The 16,164-nt window shown below is 62.1% G+C and carries 19 protein-coding genes; 16 read left to right on the top strand and 3 right to left on the bottom strand.

Features of this window, described 5'->3' with window-relative positions:
• Window positions 1-51: 51 nt before the first annotated feature.
• Genes hisB through coaA form a run of 9 tightly spaced genes read left to right on the top strand, consistent with a single transcriptional unit; the run spans window position 52 to window position 5,774 of the window.
• The gene (gene hisB / locus GA829_RS02400) at window positions 52-651 is read left to right on the top strand and encodes an imidazoleglycerol-phosphate dehydratase HisB (protein ID WP_195176990.1); all 600 of its coding nucleotides are present in this window, start codon (window positions 52-54) and stop codon (window positions 649-651) included.
• Window positions 652-655: 4 nt separating this feature from the next.
• A complete protein-coding gene (locus GA829_RS02395) occupies window positions 656-1,132 on the top strand; it encodes a DUF2628 domain-containing protein (RefSeq protein ID WP_195176989.1) in 477 nt (158 codons plus the stop codon).
• Between the two features lies 1 nt (window position 1,133).
• On the top strand, window positions 1,134-1,784 hold the full coding sequence (hisH, locus tag GA829_RS02390) for an imidazole glycerol phosphate synthase subunit HisH (protein WP_195176988.1): 651 nt from the start codon (window positions 1,134-1,136) through the stop codon (window positions 1,782-1,784).
• A 4-nt stretch (window positions 1,785-1,788) separates the two neighbouring features.
• A complete protein-coding gene (locus GA829_RS02385; RefSeq protein ID WP_195176987.1) occupies window positions 1,789-2,079 on the top strand; it encodes a DUF1330 domain-containing protein in 291 nt (96 codons plus the stop codon).
• A gap of 4 nt (window positions 2,080-2,083) precedes the next feature.
• Complete coding sequence (hisA, locus tag GA829_RS02380) at window positions 2,084-2,833, top strand: 1-(5-phosphoribosyl)-5-[(5-phosphoribosylamino)methylideneamino]imidazole-4-carboxamide isomerase (protein WP_195179491.1); 750 nt, start codon at window positions 2,084-2,086, stop codon at window positions 2,831-2,833.
• Window positions 2,830-3,666: an arginase family protein gene (locus GA829_RS02375; RefSeq protein ID WP_195176986.1), complete on the top strand. Its 837-nt coding sequence runs from the start codon at window positions 2,830-2,832 to the stop codon at window positions 3,664-3,666. Before hisA ends, GA829_RS02375 begins: the two co-directional genes overlap by 4 nt.
• Window positions 3,663-4,457: an imidazole glycerol phosphate synthase subunit HisF gene (hisF, locus tag GA829_RS02370; protein WP_195176985.1), complete on the top strand. Its 795-nt coding sequence runs from the start codon at window positions 3,663-3,665 to the stop codon at window positions 4,455-4,457. The genes GA829_RS02375 and hisF overlap by 4 nt, the downstream gene beginning before the upstream one ends.
• A gap of 9 nt (window positions 4,458-4,466) precedes the next feature.
• The gene (locus GA829_RS02365; RefSeq protein ID WP_195176984.1) at window positions 4,467-4,790 is read left to right on the top strand and encodes a phosphoribosyl-ATP diphosphatase; all 324 of its coding nucleotides are present in this window, start codon (window positions 4,467-4,469) and stop codon (window positions 4,788-4,790) included.
• A 24-nt stretch (window positions 4,791-4,814) separates the two neighbouring features.
• On the top strand, window positions 4,815-5,774 hold the full coding sequence (gene coaA / locus GA829_RS02360; protein ID WP_195176983.1) for a type I pantothenate kinase: 960 nt from the start codon (window positions 4,815-4,817) through the stop codon (window positions 5,772-5,774).
• A gap of 88 nt (window positions 5,775-5,862) precedes the next feature.
• Here the strand turns inward: coaA and GA829_RS02355 are convergent, their stop codons facing one another.
• The gene (locus GA829_RS02355; protein WP_195176982.1) at window positions 5,863-6,474 is read right to left on the bottom strand and encodes an alpha-ketoglutarate-dependent dioxygenase AlkB family protein; all 612 of its coding nucleotides are present in this window, start codon (window positions 6,472-6,474) and stop codon (window positions 5,863-5,865) included.
• 209 nt (window positions 6,475-6,683) lie between these two features.
• Between GA829_RS02355 and GA829_RS02350 the strand changes: the two genes are divergently transcribed.
• The gene (locus tag GA829_RS02350; RefSeq protein WP_195176981.1) at window positions 6,684-7,715 is read left to right on the top strand and encodes an IS110 family RNA-guided transposase; all 1,032 of its coding nucleotides are present in this window, start codon (window positions 6,684-6,686) and stop codon (window positions 7,713-7,715) included.
• Between the two features lie 258 nt (window positions 7,716-7,973).
• Here GA829_RS02350 and arfB read toward each other — a convergent pair whose 3' ends face one another.
• Complete coding sequence (gene arfB, locus GA829_RS02345; RefSeq protein WP_195176980.1) at window positions 7,974-8,411, bottom strand: alternative ribosome rescue aminoacyl-tRNA hydrolase ArfB; 438 nt, start codon at window positions 8,409-8,411, stop codon at window positions 7,974-7,976.
• A gap of 82 nt (window positions 8,412-8,493) precedes the next feature.
• On the bottom strand, window positions 8,494-10,104 hold the full coding sequence (locus GA829_RS02340) for a phosphoenolpyruvate carboxykinase (RefSeq protein ID WP_195176979.1): 1,611 nt from the start codon (window positions 10,102-10,104) through the stop codon (window positions 8,494-8,496).
• Between the two features lie 345 nt (window positions 10,105-10,449).
• Between GA829_RS02340 and GA829_RS02335 the strand changes: the two genes are divergently transcribed.
• From GA829_RS02335 to ahcY, 6 genes are all read left to right on the top strand, one after another.
• Window positions 10,450-11,151 (top strand): response regulator transcription factor, encoded by a 702-nt coding sequence (locus tag GA829_RS02335; protein ID WP_013528337.1) that lies wholly within the window; start codon window positions 10,450-10,452, stop codon window positions 11,149-11,151.
• A 139-nt stretch (window positions 11,152-11,290) separates the two neighbouring features.
• Window positions 11,291-13,075 carry a sensor histidine kinase gene (locus GA829_RS02330; protein WP_195176978.1) on the top strand — a complete coding sequence of 595 codons (1,785 nt, stop codon included), beginning with the start codon at window positions 11,291-11,293 and terminating at the stop codon, window positions 13,073-13,075.
• Window positions 13,076-13,094: 19 nt separating this feature from the next.
• A complete protein-coding gene (locus GA829_RS02325; protein ID WP_195176977.1) occupies window positions 13,095-13,550 on the top strand; it encodes an HPr kinase/phosphorylase in 456 nt (151 codons plus the stop codon).
• Between the two features lie 164 nt (window positions 13,551-13,714).
• Window positions 13,715-14,116: a PTS sugar transporter subunit IIA gene (locus tag GA829_RS02320; protein ID WP_010912939.1), complete on the top strand. Its 402-nt coding sequence runs from the start codon at window positions 13,715-13,717 to the stop codon at window positions 14,114-14,116.
• On the top strand, window positions 14,113-14,409 hold the full coding sequence (locus GA829_RS02315) for an HPr family phosphocarrier protein (RefSeq protein WP_195176976.1): 297 nt from the start codon (window positions 14,113-14,115) through the stop codon (window positions 14,407-14,409). The genes GA829_RS02320 and GA829_RS02315 overlap by 4 nt, the downstream gene beginning before the upstream one ends.
• Before the next feature lie 168 nt (window positions 14,410-14,577).
• Entirely contained in the window at window positions 14,578-15,978 is a 1,401-nt protein-coding gene (ahcY, locus tag GA829_RS02310; protein WP_195176975.1) for an adenosylhomocysteinase, read from the top strand.
• Window positions 15,979-16,164 lie beyond the last annotated feature (186 nt).

Raw genomic sequence — 16,164 nt, 5'->3', positions numbered from 1 at the left:
TTCAAGCCTGTGAACGCCTGAAGCATAAAAACCAAGGACAAGGATCAGGTCATGTCGCCCCGCTCCGCCGAAGTCAGCCGCAAGACCAAGGAAACCGACATTTCCGTGTCGGTTCATGTCGACGGATCGGGCAAGTCCGACATGTCGACTGGCGTCGGCTTCTTCGACCATATGCTGGACCAGTTGTCGCGCCATTCGCTGATCGACATGACGGTCAAGGCCAAGGGCGATTTGCATATCGATGATCACCACACGGTCGAGGACACCGGCATCGCGATCGGCCAGGCGCTGAGCAAGGCGCTGGGCGAGCGGCGCGGTATCATGCGCTATGCCTCGATCGACCTTGCCATGGATGAAACGCTGACACGTGCGGCGATCGATGTCTCAGGCCGGCCGTTCCTGGTCTGGAACGTCGCTTTTTCGTCGCCCAAGATCGGCACTTTCGACACGGAACTGGTGCGCGAGTTCTTCCAGGCGCTGTCGCAGCATGCCGGCATCACCTTGCATGTGACCAACCACTATGGCGCAAACAACCATCATATCGCGGAAACCTGTTTCAAGGCGGTGGCGCGCGCGCTGCGTGCGGCACTTGAGGCCGACCCACGTCAGCCGGACGCGGTTCCTTCCACCAAGGGCTCTCTGAAAGGATAGCTCAATGGCAACCTATGTCGTGATGGAACCGCCCCGCCTCCGCGAGAGGGCCGACACAACGGCTTTTATCCGCGACGGGTTCTCGTGGCTTGGTTTCCTGGTGCCGCCGCTTTGGCTCGTTTGGAACCGGCTGTGGATCGAAGCCGGGCTGACTTTTGTCGTCATGGGCCTGCTGTCGATGCTTGGCGAAAAGCTTGGACTCGGCCTCGCCGGCTCACTGTTGTCGCTGCTGGTGTCCTTCTATGTCGGGCTGGAGGGGCAGGGCTCGCGCATCGCCGCCCTTCGCCGCCGCGGCTGGCACGAGTGGGGCGTGGTCGAGGCCGGCGGCCTCGACGATGCCGATACGCGTTACGCGCTGGAGGCCGAGGCGCTCTCGGATGACGTTCCGCCCCCACCGCGCATTGTTCCCGATGCCGCGCTGGCGCGGCCGGCCCAGATGGGCATGGCACTTGGTCTGACCCATATTCCCGGAAAGCCCTGACATGCGGGTTGCTATCATCGACTACGGTTCGGGCAACCTGCGCTCGGCCACCAAGGCCTTCGAGCGGGCCGCGCGCGAGGCCGGCATCGCCGCCAGCATCGATCTGACGGCGGATGCCGACAGGGTCCGCACGGCAGACCGCATCGTCCTGCCCGGCGTCGGCGCCTATGCCGATTGCGCCGCCGGCTTGCGGGCTGTCGCCGGCATGTGGGAAGCGGTGGAGGAAGTCGCGATCGTCAAGGGGCGGCCTTTCCTCGGCATCTGCGTCGGCATGCAGCTGATGTCGGAGCGCGGCCTGGAAAAGACTATAACCAAGGGGTTTGGCTGGATATCCGGCGACGTCAAGGAAATCACGCCGGCCGATCCGGCGCTGAAGATTCCGCAGATCGGCTGGAACACGATCGAGCTGAAGCGCGAGCACCCGTTATTCTCAGGCATTCCGACCGGGCCGGACGGATTGCATGCCTATTTCGTCCATTCCTACCATCTCGACGCGCAAAAGCCCGACGAGGTGCTGGCGGTTGCCGACTATGGCGGTCCGGTGACAGCCGCCGTCGCCCGCGACAATCTCGTCGGTACGCAGTTTCACCCGGAAAAGAGCCAGGCGCTCGGCCTCGCCCTGATCACCAATTTCCTGCGCTGGAGGCCCTGAGACCATGAGCAAGAAGGGCTACTGGATGGCCATGATCGATGTCCGCGATCCCGAAGTGTACAAGCAGTACATCGAGGCGAATGCGGTGGCCTTTGCCAAATATGGCGCCAAGTTCGCGGTGCGGGCCGGCCGCCATGAGAATCCGGAAGGGCCGACCGGAAACCGCCATGTGCTGGTCGAGTTCGAATCCTACGACAAGGCGGTCGAATGCTATCATTCGCCCGAATATCTGCATGCCTCGAAGTTCCGGCTTGCCGCTTCGACCGGTCACTTCGTCATTGTCGAAGGCGCTTGAAGCGATGATCCTGTTTCCCGCCATCGATCTCAAGGACGGCCAGTGCGTGCGCCTCAAGCACGGCGACATGGCCACCGCGACAATCTACAATGACGACCCGGCGGCGCAGGCGCTTGCCTTCGAGGACCAGGGCTTTGAATGGCTGCATGTCGTTGACCTCAACGGCGCGTTTCAAGGCCAGAGCGTCAACAGCGCGGCCGTCGGCGCCATCTTGAAAGCGACGAAAAACCCGGTGCAGCTTGGCGGCGGCATCCGCACCTTGCCGCAGATCGAGGACTGGCTCGACCGTGGATTGGCCCGCGTCATTCTCGGTACGGTGGCCGTGCGTGATCCTAATCTGGTCAAGCAGGCCTGCAAGGCATTCCCGGGCAAGGTCGCCGTCGGCATCGACGCCAAGGGCGGCAAGGTTGCGGTCGAGGGTTGGGCCGAAGCCTCCAGCCTCGGCGTCATCGAGCTGGCGAAGAAATTCGAAGGCGCCGGTGTCGCTGCCATCATCTACACCGACATCGACCGCGACGGTGTGCTGACCGGCATCAACTGGGACGCCACCATCAGCCTCGCCGACGCCGTCTCGATCCCGGTCATTGCCTCCGGCGGCCTCGCTTCGATCGCCGACATCGTGCGCATGACCATGCCCGATGCCCGAAAGCTCGAAGGCGCGATCTCCGGCCGAGCGCTCTACGATGGCCGCATCGATCCGGCCGAGGCGCTGGCCATCCTGCAAGGCAAGCCAATGGCGGAGGCGACATCTTGAAAGTTTCGATCATTCTGGCCTCCTATGACAGCGGCCACTATCACGGCGGCATGGGCCAGGGACCTGACGCGCTGATATCCGGCGGGCTGGTCGATGCCTTGACCCTCGCTGGCCACGATGTTGCTGTCGTGGACATCGGCAAGGTTGGCGATGACCAGGAACGTGAGATCGCGACCGGCTTTGCCGTCTGCAACGCGGTGTCGGGCGAGGTCCGCATTGCCCGCGACCGCGGCCGGTTCCCCATTGTCCTTGCGGGAAATTGCCTGACGTCTGCCGGTGCGGTTGCTGGCGAAGGCGCCGATGCGATCATCTGGGCCGACCAGCACGGTGATCTCAACACGCCCGAGACATCCATCCATGGTTTTCTCGACGGTATGGCGCTGGCTGTGGTTCTGGGCCTTTGCTGGCGGCCGATGGCGAAGGCCATCCCCGGCTTCCAGGCGATCGATCCCGCACGCTGCGTGCTTATCAATGCACGCGATCTCGATCCTGCGGAAAAGCAGCTGCTGGAGACGCTGCCGGTCATTCGAACCGAATGCAAGGATGCGGCAAACGCGGTCGAGACCCTGAAGGCGGCCGGCGCCAAACGGGTGCATATGCATCTCGACCTGGATGTGCACAACCCGAAGGAGCTTCAAGCCAACCGCTACACCCATTCCGGCGGCCCGGACCCGGAGCAGTTGCGCAAGGCCGCATGCAGCATGGCGCTTGCTGTGCCGCTTGTTGGTATTACGGTTTCCGCCTACGATCCTGCATTCGACGCGCGGGCCGATGTTCCGCCGCTGGTCGGTGAACTGCTGAACGATCTCCTCGCGTCGATAGAGGGCAGGTGATGCTGAAGGCCCGTGTCATCCCTTGCCTCGACGTCAAGAACGGCCGTGTCGTCAAAGGCGTCAATTTCGTCGATCTGGTCGATGCCGGCGATCCGGTCGAGGCAGCCAAGGCCTACGACGCCGCCGGCGCCGACGAGCTCTGTTTTCTCGACATCACCGCTTCGTCCGACAATCGCGAGACCATCTTCGATGTCATCGCCCGCACCGCCGAGCAATGCTTCATGCCGTTGACGGTGGGCGGCGGCGTGCGCCAGGTTGCGGACATCAGGAAACTGCTGCTGGCTGGGGCCGACAAGGTGTCGATCAACACGGCGGCGGTGAAGAACCCGGATTTCGTCGCCGAGGCCGCCGACAAGTTCGGCAACCAGTGCATTGTCGTCGCCATTGACGCCAAGAAAGTCTCCGGCCCTGGTGAGGCCGATCGCTGGGAGATATTCACTCATGGCGGCCGCGAGAAGACCGGCATCGATGCGGTCGAATTCGCCACCAAAATGGTTGATCGCGGCGCCGGCGAAATCCTTTTGACCTCGATGGACCGCGACGGCACCAAGGCGGGCTACGACATAGCCCTGACGCGCGCCATATCGGATGCGGTTCGTGCGCCGGTCATCGCATCGGGCGGCGTCGGCACGCTCGACCACATGGTCGAAGGCATTCGCGACGGCCATGCTGGCGCCGTGCTGGCCGCTTCCATCTTCCATTTCGGCACCTACACGATCGCCGAAGCCAAGGCGCATATGGCGGCCGCAGGGTTGCCTATGCGTCTGGACTCCCAGTTTAATCAGCCTTAAACGGCGGCCATGACCGAGTTTTCGCTGTCCGATCTGGAAAAGATAGTCCTGGAGCGTGCGCATTCGGGCGATCCTGACTCGTGGACGGCGAAGCTGTTCGCGCGCGGCGTCGACAAGGCGGCGCAGAAGCTCGGCGAGGAAGCGGTCGAAACCGTGATTGCCGCTGTTCACGGCGACAAGCCGGCTCTCGTTTCCGAAAGCGCCGATCTCATATATCATTTGCTCGTCGTTCTCGGCATCTCGGGAGTTCCGTTGAGCGATGTGCTCAAGGAACTCGAAAGCCGCACCGGGCGTTCGGGTATCGTCGAGAAGGCGTCACGGCCCAAGGGCTGACCGCGAGGGAGGGCAGGAATCTCGATGGATCAGCTCGCGCCAACCGAGAAATATTCCCCGTTTCGTTTCTTCTCCGCCGAGCAATGGTCGCAATTGCGCGCCGATACGCCACTGACGCTGAGCGATGACGAATTCCGCCGCCTGCGTTCCCTGAACGACCCGGTCGATCTCGCGGAAGTCGAGCGGATCTATCTATCGCTGTCCAGGCTGTTGTCGGCGCATGTCGAGGCCAGCCAGCTTCTGTTCAGGCAGCGCCAGGCCTTCTTCAACGCGCTCGATGTGGTCAAGACGCCGTTCATCATCGGCATCGCCGGATCCGTGGCTGTCGGCAAATCGACCACGGCGCGCGTGCTGAAGGAACTTCTGGCGCGCTGGCCGTCGAGCCCCAAGGTCGACCTCATCACCACCGACGGTTTCCTGCTGCCCAACGAAGTTTTGCGCCGCGAAAACCTCATGGAGCGCAAGGGTTTTCCAGACAGCTACGATGTCGGCGCACTGCTGCGCTTTCTGTCGGGCATCAAGTCGGCCCAGCGCAATGTCAGTGCGCCGGTCTATTCGCACCTGACCTACGACGTCATTCCCGGCGAATTCGTCACCATCGACCGGCCCGACATCCTGATCTTCGAGGGCATCAACGTTCTGCAGCCTGGCAAGCTGCCGAAGGACGGCAAGATCGTACCGTTCCTGTCCGACTTCTTCGACTTCGCCATCTACATCGATGCCGATGAGGAACTGATCCATAACTGGTATATTGCCCGCTTCATGCGGCTGCGCGAAACCGCCTTCCGCAATCCGGACTCCTTCTTCCATCGCTATTCGCAGCTGTCGGAAGATTCGGCGCGCGCCATTGCGGAAGGCCTGTGGACCAACATCAACCTGAAGAACCTGCGCGAGAACATCCTGCCGACGAGGGCCCGCGCCGACCTGATCCTGCGCAAGGGCGCGGATCACCTGATCGAGGAAGTGGCGCTCAGGAAGCTGTGACGGCGGCGGGAACGGTCGCCGTTCCGATTTTCTCGAAGAAAGCCTACGACAGGGTCGGTGATCTGGTTGCCTGCGCGCAAATCATTGGTCACGGATTGACCCGCCGCAGGGTCAGATTGATCCGCCCGCCATTCCTGAGCAACGCCGAGGTCGACGGATAGATGCGGTCGACGCCGTGGAAGCAAAGACGGCCCTCGCCACCGAGCACGACGACATCGCCGCTTTTAAGCCTGAATGACTTGGTGCCGCCGTCGCGTGTGGTCTGGCCGACGCGAAACAGGCAATCGTCACCCAGGGAAACGGAGACGACCGGAGCCGACAGGTCGGTCTCGTCACGATCCTGGTGCAGGCCCATCTTGGCATCCTGTGTGTAGAAATTGATCAGGCATGCTTCCGGCGGGTGCGCGTAGGCCGAAACCTCCCGCCACAATTGCATCAGCGCCTCTGGAATTGGTGGCCACGGCACCCCCGTCGCCGGGTGTGTTGGCTGGTAGCGATAACCGTGCTCCTTGTCGGTGACCCAGCCCAGCGTGCCGCAGTTGGTCATACGCACGCTCATCTCCTTGCCGGTGCGTGGCATCGCCGGCACGTATAGAGGCGCCGCCTGCACCACGCGCCTCACGTCTTCGACGAGTGCTTCCTGCGCCTCGCGCGACAGATAGAGCGGCATATGGCGGACGCCTTTGGGCAGAACGAGCACGGAGCGGTCCCTTCATCTCTGGCTAAGAGCGGCAGAGTGCCATCATCAAATAAAAAGGGCGACCCGAAAGCCGCCGTTGTCGAAGCGCCGAGGATCGCTCCAGTCAGAGTCCGGGATGCGCAGGCGCTCATTTGGCTTTATGGAATGGCTCGCCCCTTTCCCTCGGCGCATGATTGCGTCGTCGATGAGTCTGGCACGGAGTTGAGCCGATGAATGAGATCAAGGTTCTTGGTATAGATCTTGGAAAGGACGTTTGCAGCGTTGTCGGGCTGGACGAAGCCGGGAACGTGCTGTTGCGGCGCCGGATGCGTCGGGACAGCGTGGTGAAGCTGGCGGCGGGAATGCCGGCCTGCGTGATGGCGATGGAAGCCTGTTGCGGCGCCCATCATCTCGGCCGGCAGCTTCGTGAGCAGGGCCACGATGTACGGCTGATGTCTCCCGAATATGTTCGTCCCTACGTGAAAGCGCAGAAGAACGACGATCGGGATGCCGAGGCGATAGCGGAAGCCGCGACCCGCCCAACGATGCGCTTTGTCGATCTGAAGAGCGACGAGCAACTCGACATGCAGAGCCTGCACCGGGCTCGAGATCGGCTGGTTGGCGAGCGCACGACTCTGATCAACCAGCTTCGGGCGATTTTGCTCGAGCGGGGAATCATGATTGCCAAGGGGCGGCGCAAGCTTGAACTCCGACTGGAACAGCTTCTCGCCGGAGAGATGGCGATCGGCCGTCGGATCCGGGTTCTGATCGAGGACATGCGAGCCGAGTGGCGCGCCCTCGATGCCCGCATCGTCTCCTTCGACGCGGAGTTCGCGACCCTCGCTCGCACGGACGCATCAATGAAGCTGCTCTCGACGATCCCGGGGATCGGCCCATTGAATGCGACCGCGTTCGTAGCGTCGGTCGGAAAGGCCGAGACGTTTGGCCGGGGCCGTGACCTTGCGGCCTGGCTTGGACTCGTGCCTCGACAAATGACGACCGGAGGTAAGCCTAAGCTTCTGGGGATCAGCAAGCGCGGCAACGGCTATCTTCGTAGGATGCTGATCCATGGAGCACGAGCAGCGCTGCCGTCCCTTGCCAAAGGGAAGACGCTGTTGGGCGAATGGCTTCGAGGCCTGCTGTCGCGAACTCATATGAACACGGCTGTCGTCGCGCTAGCGGCGAAGATGGCCAGGATCATCTGGGCGGTGCTGAGAAGCGGGCGTCCGTTCCAGATGGCGGCGTTGCCGTCGGTCGGATAATCAGAGATCGGCCGGAAGGGAGACCTTCAGGCCGGCGTTGTCTGTGAGTGGACTGAAAAGATGGCCTGACAGTCGAACGGTGTGCCGACATCCTGACCAAAAAAATGGCGCTAGACGCCGACGTCTTTATGAGGATCGGTACGCGCGTAAGCTCCATCTTGGCCGGGGACGATCATTGCCCCGAGACCGGATACGTTGGCGCAGACTGAGATGCCGTCAAAAATCGCTTGCAGGCGGGGCGAGCCATACGTTTTTTGATCAGTCGTTCTCTACTCGGCCGCGCAGCTTCTTGATCGTGCCTCGCCCGGCCTTGCTCTTCAGCCGCCGTTCAACCGCTCCCTTGGACGGCCGTGTCTTCTTGCGCGGCGGCGGTGGTGGTTCCGCCGCCTTGGCCACCAGTGCCGTCAGGCGGGCGCGCGCGTCGGCGCGGTTCTGCTCCTGGGTGCGGAAGCGGCCTGCCTCGATGACGATGACGCCGTCCTTGGTGGCGCGCTGGCCGGCGAGCTTTATGGTGCGCTCACGCACGCGTTCCGACAGGCCTTGCGCATTCGCGGCGTCGAAACGCAACTGAACTGCCGTCGCCACCTTGTTGACGTTCTGGCCGCCAGGCCCGGACGAGCGGATAAAATCCTCGTGCAGGTCGCCCGGGTGGATCACGGCATCGTTGGCAATGGCGATTATATCGTCGGCTGTCATGCCGCAGTCATGGCGCGGCGGATCGAAAAAGAAAAGGCCCGATCGAAACCGGGCCTTCCATGCGTTCCAGTCTTCGCAATGCCTACTCGGCGGCTTCCTGCATTCGGGGCGCGGCGCCCAGCACGACGGCGTCGACATGGCTTTCGAATTTCTCGAAGTTGACGGCGAACATGCCGACCAGCCGTGCCGCTTGCAGGTCATAACCAGCCTTGTCGGCCCAAGTCGAGCGCGGATCGAGAATGGCGCTGTCGACACCTGGCACGGCCACCGGCACTTCGAAGCCGAAATTGGCGTCGGTGCGGAAATCGGTTGCCTTCAGCGAGCCGTCGAGCGCGGCGGCCAGCAAGGCGCGCGTTGCCTTGATCGGCATCCGTTTGCCGGTGCCATAGGCGCCGCCGGTCCAGCCGGTGTTGACCAGCCAGCAATCGACCTCATGACGCGCGATCAGGTCGCGCAGCAGGTTGCCGTATTCCGAGGGATGGCGCGGCATGAATGGTGCGCCGAAGCAGGTCGAGAACGTCGCTTCGGGTTCGGTTACGCCTTTTTCGGTTCCCGCCACCTTGGCGGTGTAGCCGGAGAGGAAATGGTACATTGCCTGAGCCGGCGTCAGCCGCGCGATCGGCGGCATCACGCCAAAGGCATCGGCGGTGAGCATGATGATGTTCCTGGGGTGGCCGGCGCGCCCGGTCTTGCTGGCATTGGGAATGAAATCCAGCGGATAGGCGCAGCGCGTGTTTTCGGTCAGCCGGCCATCGTTGAAATCCGGCACGCCATCGGCATCCAGCACGACATTTTCCAGCACCGTGCCGAACCGCTGCGTTGTGGCGAAGATTTCCGGTTCCGCTTCGGCTGAAAGCTTGATCGTCTTGGCGTAGCAGCCGCCTTCGAAATTGAAGATGCCGTGCGGGCCCCAGCCATGTTCGTCGTCGCCGATGAGCGTGCGTGACGGGTCGGCCGACAGCGTCGTCTTGCCGGTTCCGGAAAGGCCGAAGAACACCGCGGCATCGCCGGCGTCGCCTTCATTGGCCGAGCAGTGCATCGGCATCACGCCCTTTGCCGGCAGCAGGTAGTTGAGCATGGTGAAAACCGACTTCTTCATCTCGCCGGCATAGGACGTGCCCGCGATCAGCACGATTTTGCGCGACAGGTCGACGGCGATCATCGTCTCGGTGCGGCTGCCATGGCGGGCCGGATCGGCCCGGAACGACGGCAGGTCGATGATCGTCATCTCCGGCACGAAATGCTCGAGTTCGGCGGCTTGCGGACGGATGAGCAGGTTGCGGATGAACAGCGAGTGCCAGGCGAACTCGGTGATGACCCGCGTTGGCAGCCGCAGATCCGCGTCGGCGCCGCCGACCAGGTCCTGCACGTAGAGGTCTCTTTCCTGGGCATGGACGCGGAAATCGGCGAGCAGCGCATCGAACTGCGCCGGCGAAATCGCCTTGTTGTTGTCCCACCAGACATGCGGATCGGTGTTCTCGTCGCGGACGACGAACTTGTCCTTGGGCGAGCGGCCGGTGTGCTGGCCGGTCTCGGCGACCAGCGCGCCCTGCGCGGTGAGCCGGGCCTCGCCACGGCGGATTGAGTCCTCGTAAAGGGCGGCGGCACCGAAATTATAGCGCACCACACCCGTGGTTTTCAGGCCGATATGATCGATCGCGCAAGCAGGGTTGCGTTTGCCGATTTCCGACATGAGTGTCCCTTCTTCGATTTGCCGCATCTTTGCCGGCGCATTTCCGGCCTGCCCACTCGCTGGAGCTGAAACGGTCAGAACCAGAAAAGCCAAATGATATCAAATCATTAATCGATTTAAAAAATTTGAAAGTTGTTTAAATCGTTTATATGTGCAAAAAATCGAGCGGTTGCCCAAAGGATTGGCAGGGTTCGTTCGTCCAATCCCGTGTAGAGGTGCAATTGTGGCCGCTGGCATGCCGCTCGTGACAGCGGACGAGGCCTATGCCACATTTTGTACCTAATTTGTCCTGCAAAAGCCCCTTCTCTACGAAAGAAGGGACAGCTCATGAGGGAGCCGCTTGAAATGGCAACAATCGCGCTTGTCGATGACGACCGCAACATTCTGACGTCGGTGTCGATCGCTCTCGAATCCGAGGGGTATCGCGTCGAAACCTACACGGATGGTGCGTCGGCGCTGGAAGGACTGGCGGCCCGCCCGCCGAACCTTGCCATACTCGACATCAAGATGCCGCGCATGGACGGCATGGAACTCTTGCGCCGCATGCGCCAGAAGTCCGATCTGCCGGTGATATTCCTGACATCCAAGGATGATGAGATCGACGAATTGTTCGGCCTCAAGATGGGCGCCGACGATTTCATCCGCAAACCCTTCTCGCAGCGACTGCTGGTCGAGCGTGTCCGCGCCGTGTTGCGCCGTGCGAGCGCCCGCGAGGCCGCGGCCAAGACGCCGAGCCAGCAGGCGCGTTCGCTCGAGCGAGGCCAGCTTGTCATGGACCAGGAGCGCCATACCTGCACTTGGAAGGGTGAGCCTGTGACGCTGACCGTCACCGAGTTCCTGATCCTGCATTCGCTGGCGCAGCGTCCCGGCGTGGTAAAAAGCCGTGATGCGCTGATGGATTCGGCCTATGACGAACAGGTCTATGTCGACGACCGTACGATCGACAGCCACATCAAGCGGCTGCGCAAGAAGTTCAAGGCCGTCGACGATGACTTCGAGATGATCGAAACGCTTTACGGAGTCGGATACCGGTTCCGCGAAGCATGAGTTGGTGCATGTCGCCCAGAAGTGGTTCCGGTTCTGGGACAGCGACATGCACGTGGCAGTGCATGTCGTCCAGAGTTGCCCAGCGGTTTTGGGGCAACGGCATGCGTAAAGACAAGGCCTAGGCGGGGACTGCTATTCGATGGCAGTGGAAGCACAGCGAAGCAGACCGGTGGGCGCTACCAGGCGCCCATCCCGGATCATGCCCGCATTCCTGTCGCGCTTCACGGTGCCGATGCGCCGTTTCCTCGGCCACCACATCTTTTCCAGCCTGACGCGGCGTATCCTCTTCCTCAACCTGGCCGGCCTCGCCGTTCTGGTTACCGGCATCCTCTACCTCAACACCTTCCGCGACGGGCTGATCGATGCCCGCGTCGAAAGCCTGATGACGCAAGGCGAGATCATCGCCGGCGCGATTGCCGCCTCGGCGACGGTCGAGACGGATTCGATCAGCATCGATCCCGAAAAATTGCTGGAGCTGCAGGCCGGTGAAAGCCTGGGCCCTGGCTCCGATCAGCTCGACAACCTCGATTTCCCGATCAATCCCGAGCGCGTCGCGCCGGTGCTGCGGCGGCTGATCTCGCCGACCCGGACCCGCGCCCGCATCTATGACCGCGACGCCAACCTGCTGCTCGATTCGCGCCATCTCTATTCGCGCGGCCAGATCCTGCGCTATGACCTGCCGCCGGTCGACGAGGAGGAGCCCGATCTTGTCGAGCGCATCCAGAAATTTGTCTTCGATTTCTTCCGCAACACCGAACTGCCGGTCTATCACGAACAGCCGGGCGGCAATGGCGCGGCGTTCCCGGAGGTGGTCAAGGCGCTGACCGGCAGTCCGTCAACCATCGTGCGCATCAGCGAACAGGGCGAGCAGATCGTTTCGGTCGCGGTGCCGATCCAGCGCTTCCGTGCCGTTCTCGGCGTGCTGATGCTGTCGACCGAAGGCGGCGATATCGACAAGATCGTCGCCGCCGAGCGCAAGGCCATCCTGCGCGTCTTCGGCATCGCTGCCCTCGTCACCGCCATACTGTCGATGCTGCTGGCCTCGACCATCGCCAATCCTTTGCGCCGGTTGTCGGCGGCAGCGGTACGGGTCAGGCGTGGCGTCAAGAGCCGCGAGGAAATACCTGATTTCTCCGACCGCCAGGACGAGATCGGCAACCTGTCGGTTGCCGTGCGTGACATGACCAACGCGCTTTACGCCCGCATCGAGGCGATCGAGAGCTTTGCCGCTGACGTCTCGCATGAGCTGAAGAACCCGCTGACATCGCTGCGCAGCGCGGTGGAAACCTTGCCACTGGCCAAGAACGACAATTCGCGCAGCCGGCTGATGGAAATCATCCAGCACGATGTCCGGCGATTGGATCGGCTCATCACCGACATTTCCGATGCCTCGCGTCTCGACGCCGAACTGGCGCGGGAAGATGCCGGCACCGTGGACCTGAAGAAATTCATCACCGATCTGGTCGCCGTGTCGCGCGAGGCGACACGCAACAAGAAAGCCGTCGAGATCGAGCTCAGGGTTGCCAAGCTGCCGCAAGGGATCAAGGGCTACTTTGTCGTCGGCCATGATCTCAGGATCGGCCAGGTCATCACCAACCTGATCGAGAATGCCCGCTCCTTCGTGCCCGAGGAGCGCGGTCATATCACGATGTCGCTGGCGCGCGCCGGCAAGGTCAACATCGTCACGGTCGATGACAACGGTCCCGGCATCCGGGCCGATAACATCGACCGCATCTTCGAGCGTTTCTACACCGACCGGCCCGCCGGCGAGGCTTTCGGCCAGAATTCAGGCCTAGGCCTGTCGATATCCAGGCAGATCGTCGAGGCCCATGGCGGCACGCTGACCGCTGAAAATATCCCGGGCACCAAGCCGGGCGAGATTAAGGGCGCGCGTTTCGTCGTGACGCTGCCGGCCGAGGGCTGACCTCCGGTCCAAGATGATCATGTCCAAGCCGTCAGCTGAAAACATCCACGCCACGGTCATCCTGATCGGCGACCGGGGCATACTTGTCACCGGACCGTCGGGCTCAGGCAAGACGACATTGGCGTTGGCGCTGATTGATCATTGCCCTCGGCATGGGCTGTTTTCTCGGCTTGTCGGCGACGACCAGCTCTTCGTGTCCAATCATGCCGGGCGCCTGCTCTGCCGCGCGCCGGACACCATCGCCGGTCTCACCGAAGTGCGGGGGTTCGGTCCGCGTCCAGTCTTGTTCGAGCCCGCCTGCGTCATCGACCTGTGGATCAGATTGGTACCAGGCGACAAGATGGCGCGCTTTCAGGAGACGGTCAGCGAAGCCATCGCGGGCTGTCCTGTACCGCGAATCGATCTGGCCGAACGCAATGTCTCCGCGGCTTTGCCGGCCGTGATGGCGCGGCTTTCGATCGTGCCTTTTCTATGAACCGGCCCGGGTTTTTTGCTGCAATGCGTCAAAATGGCGTAGCTCGGCTCAATTTTGGGCTTGTCAACGGGCCGCGCGTCGACAAGATAGCGCTCCCGCCGCCTGGAATGGCCGGCGAGCATAAAATCCGCCTGTGAAGCGGCGATGACGGGAGCCACCAGAGAATGATCGGACTCGTGCTTGTAACGCACGGTCAACTGGCCACCGAGTTCCGACATGCCGTGGAACATGTCGTCGGGCCACAAGACAATTTCGAAACCGTGGCGATCGGCGCTGACGACGATATGGAGCAGCGTCGCCGCGACATCGTCGACGCTGTTGCGCGTGTCGATACCGGGGCAGGCGTCATCGTGCTGACCGACATGTTCGGCGGCACGCCGTCCAACCTTGCCATTTCGGTGATGGAATCCGGCCGCACGGAAGTCATCGCCGGCATGAACCTGCCGATGCTGATCAAGCTCTCGTCGATCCGCAAGGGCGACAATATGGCGGCGGCCCTCGATGAGGCGCAGGCCGCCGGCCGTAAATACATCAACGTCGCCAGCCAGTTGCTGAGCAGCAAATGACCATGCTCTCGTCGGAAAAAGACCAGATCGTACGGGACTTTCCGATCATCAACCAGCGCGGCCTGCATGCGCGCGCCTCGGCCAAGTTCGTCCAGGTTGCCAGCGGCTTCGATGCCGCCGTCGATGTCGAGAAGGACGGCGTCAAGGTCGGTGGCACGTCGATCATGGGCCTGATGATGCTGGCTGCCAGCCCCGGCTATTCCATCCGCGTCACCGCCAGCGGGCCGGAAGCCCTGGCGGTCATCGATGCCCTGGAGCAATTGGTGGCATCCCGCTTCGGCGAGGAATGCTGATCAAGCCTCCGCTCAAAGACATGCACGAATAAAGATTTCTTTATATCCCATTGTCGCCGGAGCCTCGATCTGCTAGTCAGGCCGGCAATTCGCGCCCTTCGACGCGCCTTCCGGCGTGGGCGCAGACGTAGACAATTCGCAGCATAACAATTCGCACGGAGCACTGCCATGACGGGTAGCAAGGACTATGTGGTCGCCGATATCTCGCTTGCCGGCTGGGGCCGCAAGGAACTGGATATCGCCGAAACGGAAATGCCGGGCCTGATGGCCTGCCGTGAGGAGTTCGGCGACAAGAAGCCGCTCAAGGGCGCCCGTATCACCGGCTCGCTGCATATGACCATCCAGACGGCGGTGCTGATCGAGACGTTGAAGGTGCTCGGTGCCGACATTCGCTGGGCGTCCTGCAACATCTTCTCGACGCAGGACCATGCGGCGGCGGCCATCGCCGAGGCCGGCATCCCGGTCTTCGCCGTCAAGGGCGAGTCGCTCGAGGAATACTGGGACTATACCGACAAGATTTTCCAGTGGGCCGATGGCGGCACGTCCAACATGATCCTGGACGATGGCGGCGACGCCACCATGTATATTCTGATCGGCGCCCGCGCCGAGGCCGGTGAGGACGTGCTTTCCAACCCGCAGAGCGAAGAAGAGGAATACTTCTACGCCCAGGTCAAGAAGCGCCTGAAGGCTTCACCCGGCTTCTTCACCAAGCAGAAGGCGGCGATCCGCGGCGTCACCGAAGAGACCACGACCGGCGTCAACCGTCTCTACCAATTGCAGAAGAAGGGCCTGCTGCCGTTCCCGGCAATCAACGTCAACGACTCGGTCACCAAGTCGAAATTCGACAACAAGTATGGCTGCAAGGAATCGCTGGTCGACGGCATCCGCCGTGGCACCGATACGATGATGGCCGGCAAGGTTGCCGTGGTTTGCGGATATGGCGACGTCGGCAAGGGCTCGTCGGCTTCGCTCAAGGGCGCCGGCGCTCGCGTCAAGGTCACCGAAGTCGATCCGATCTGCGCCTTGCAGGCGGCGATGGACGGTTTTGAGGTCGTCACTCTCGAGGACGCCGCTCCGACCGCCGACATCGTCATCACCACCACCGGCAACAAGGATGTCGTCACCCTCGACCACATGCGTTCGATGAAGGACATGGTGATCGTCGGCAACATCGGCCACTTCGACAACGAGATTCAGGTGGCCGCGCTGCGCAACCTGAAATGGACCAACGTCAAGCCGCAGGTCGACATGATCACCTTCCCGGATGGCAAGCGCATGATCTTGCTGTCGGAAGGCCGCCTGCTCAATCTCGGCAACGCCACCGGACATCCGAGCTTCGTCATGTCGGCGTCCTTCACCAACCAGGTGCTGGCCCAGATCGAGCTGTATACCAAGCCCGGCCAGTACGAGAATCAGGTCTATGTCCTGCCCAAGCATCTCGACGAAAAGGTCGCGCGCCTGCATCTCGACAAGCTTGGCGCCCGCCTGACCGAACTCTCGAGCGAACAGGCGGCCTATATCGGCGTGACGCCGCAGGGCCCGTTCAAGCCGGAACACTACCGCTATTAACCAAACTCAAATTTACTACTAGATATTGAAGCCGGGCGATTGACATTTCGCCCGGCTTTATTTTTGCGCGCCAAGCGCCTTCACGCCGATTCGGCGAGGGTTTATTGTCAGGTGATTCGCGACGCTTCCAGCCCGAAAGGGGGAAAGAGAAGCGCGCATCAGGGCGGTCTTGCATTCAGGCGGCGG

It is taken from the genome of Mesorhizobium sp. INR15 (genome assembly GCF_015500075.1).
GTDB lineage: Bacteria > Pseudomonadota > Alphaproteobacteria > Rhizobiales > Rhizobiaceae > Mesorhizobium.
This window is presented reverse-complemented; position numbering and strand designations above follow the sequence as displayed.

Coding starts and splice junctions, on each gene's coding strand:
- hisB (WP_195176990.1), top strand. CDS start 52: ATGTCGCCCCGCTCCGCCGAAGTCAGCCGCAAGACCAAGGAAACCGAC.
- GA829_RS02395 (WP_195176989.1), top strand. CDS start 656: ATGGCAACCTATGTCGTGATGGAACCGCCCCGCCTCCGCGAGAGGGCC.
- hisH (WP_195176988.1), top strand. CDS start 1,134: ATGCGGGTTGCTATCATCGACTACGGTTCGGGCAACCTGCGCTCGGCC.
- GA829_RS02385 (WP_195176987.1), top strand. CDS start 1,789: ATGAGCAAGAAGGGCTACTGGATGGCCATGATCGATGTCCGCGATCCC.
- hisA (WP_195179491.1), top strand. CDS start 2,084: ATGATCCTGTTTCCCGCCATCGATCTCAAGGACGGCCAGTGCGTGCGC.
- GA829_RS02365 (WP_195176984.1), top strand. CDS start 4,467: ATGACCGAGTTTTCGCTGTCCGATCTGGAAAAGATAGTCCTGGAGCGT.
- coaA (WP_195176983.1), top strand. CDS start 4,815: ATGGATCAGCTCGCGCCAACCGAGAAATATTCCCCGTTTCGTTTCTTC.
- GA829_RS02350 (WP_195176981.1), top strand. CDS start 6,684: ATGAATGAGATCAAGGTTCTTGGTATAGATCTTGGAAAGGACGTTTGC.
- arfB (WP_195176980.1), bottom strand. CDS start 8,411: ATGACAGCCGACGATATAATCGCCATTGCCAACGATGCCGTGATCCAC.
- GA829_RS02340 (WP_195176979.1), bottom strand. CDS start 10,104: ATGTCGGAAATCGGCAAACGCAACCCTGCTTGCGCGATCGATCATATC.
- GA829_RS02335 (WP_013528337.1), top strand. CDS start 10,450: ATGGCAACAATCGCGCTTGTCGATGACGACCGCAACATTCTGACGTCG.
- GA829_RS02330 (WP_195176978.1), top strand. CDS start 11,291: ATGGCAGTGGAAGCACAGCGAAGCAGACCGGTGGGCGCTACCAGGCGC.
- GA829_RS02325 (WP_195176977.1), top strand. CDS start 13,095: ATGTCCAAGCCGTCAGCTGAAAACATCCACGCCACGGTCATCCTGATC.
- GA829_RS02320 (WP_010912939.1), top strand. CDS start 13,715: ATGATCGGACTCGTGCTTGTAACGCACGGTCAACTGGCCACCGAGTTC.
- GA829_RS02315 (WP_195176976.1), top strand. CDS start 14,113: ATGACCATGCTCTCGTCGGAAAAAGACCAGATCGTACGGGACTTTCCG.
- ahcY (WP_195176975.1), top strand. CDS start 14,578: ATGACGGGTAGCAAGGACTATGTGGTCGCCGATATCTCGCTTGCCGGC.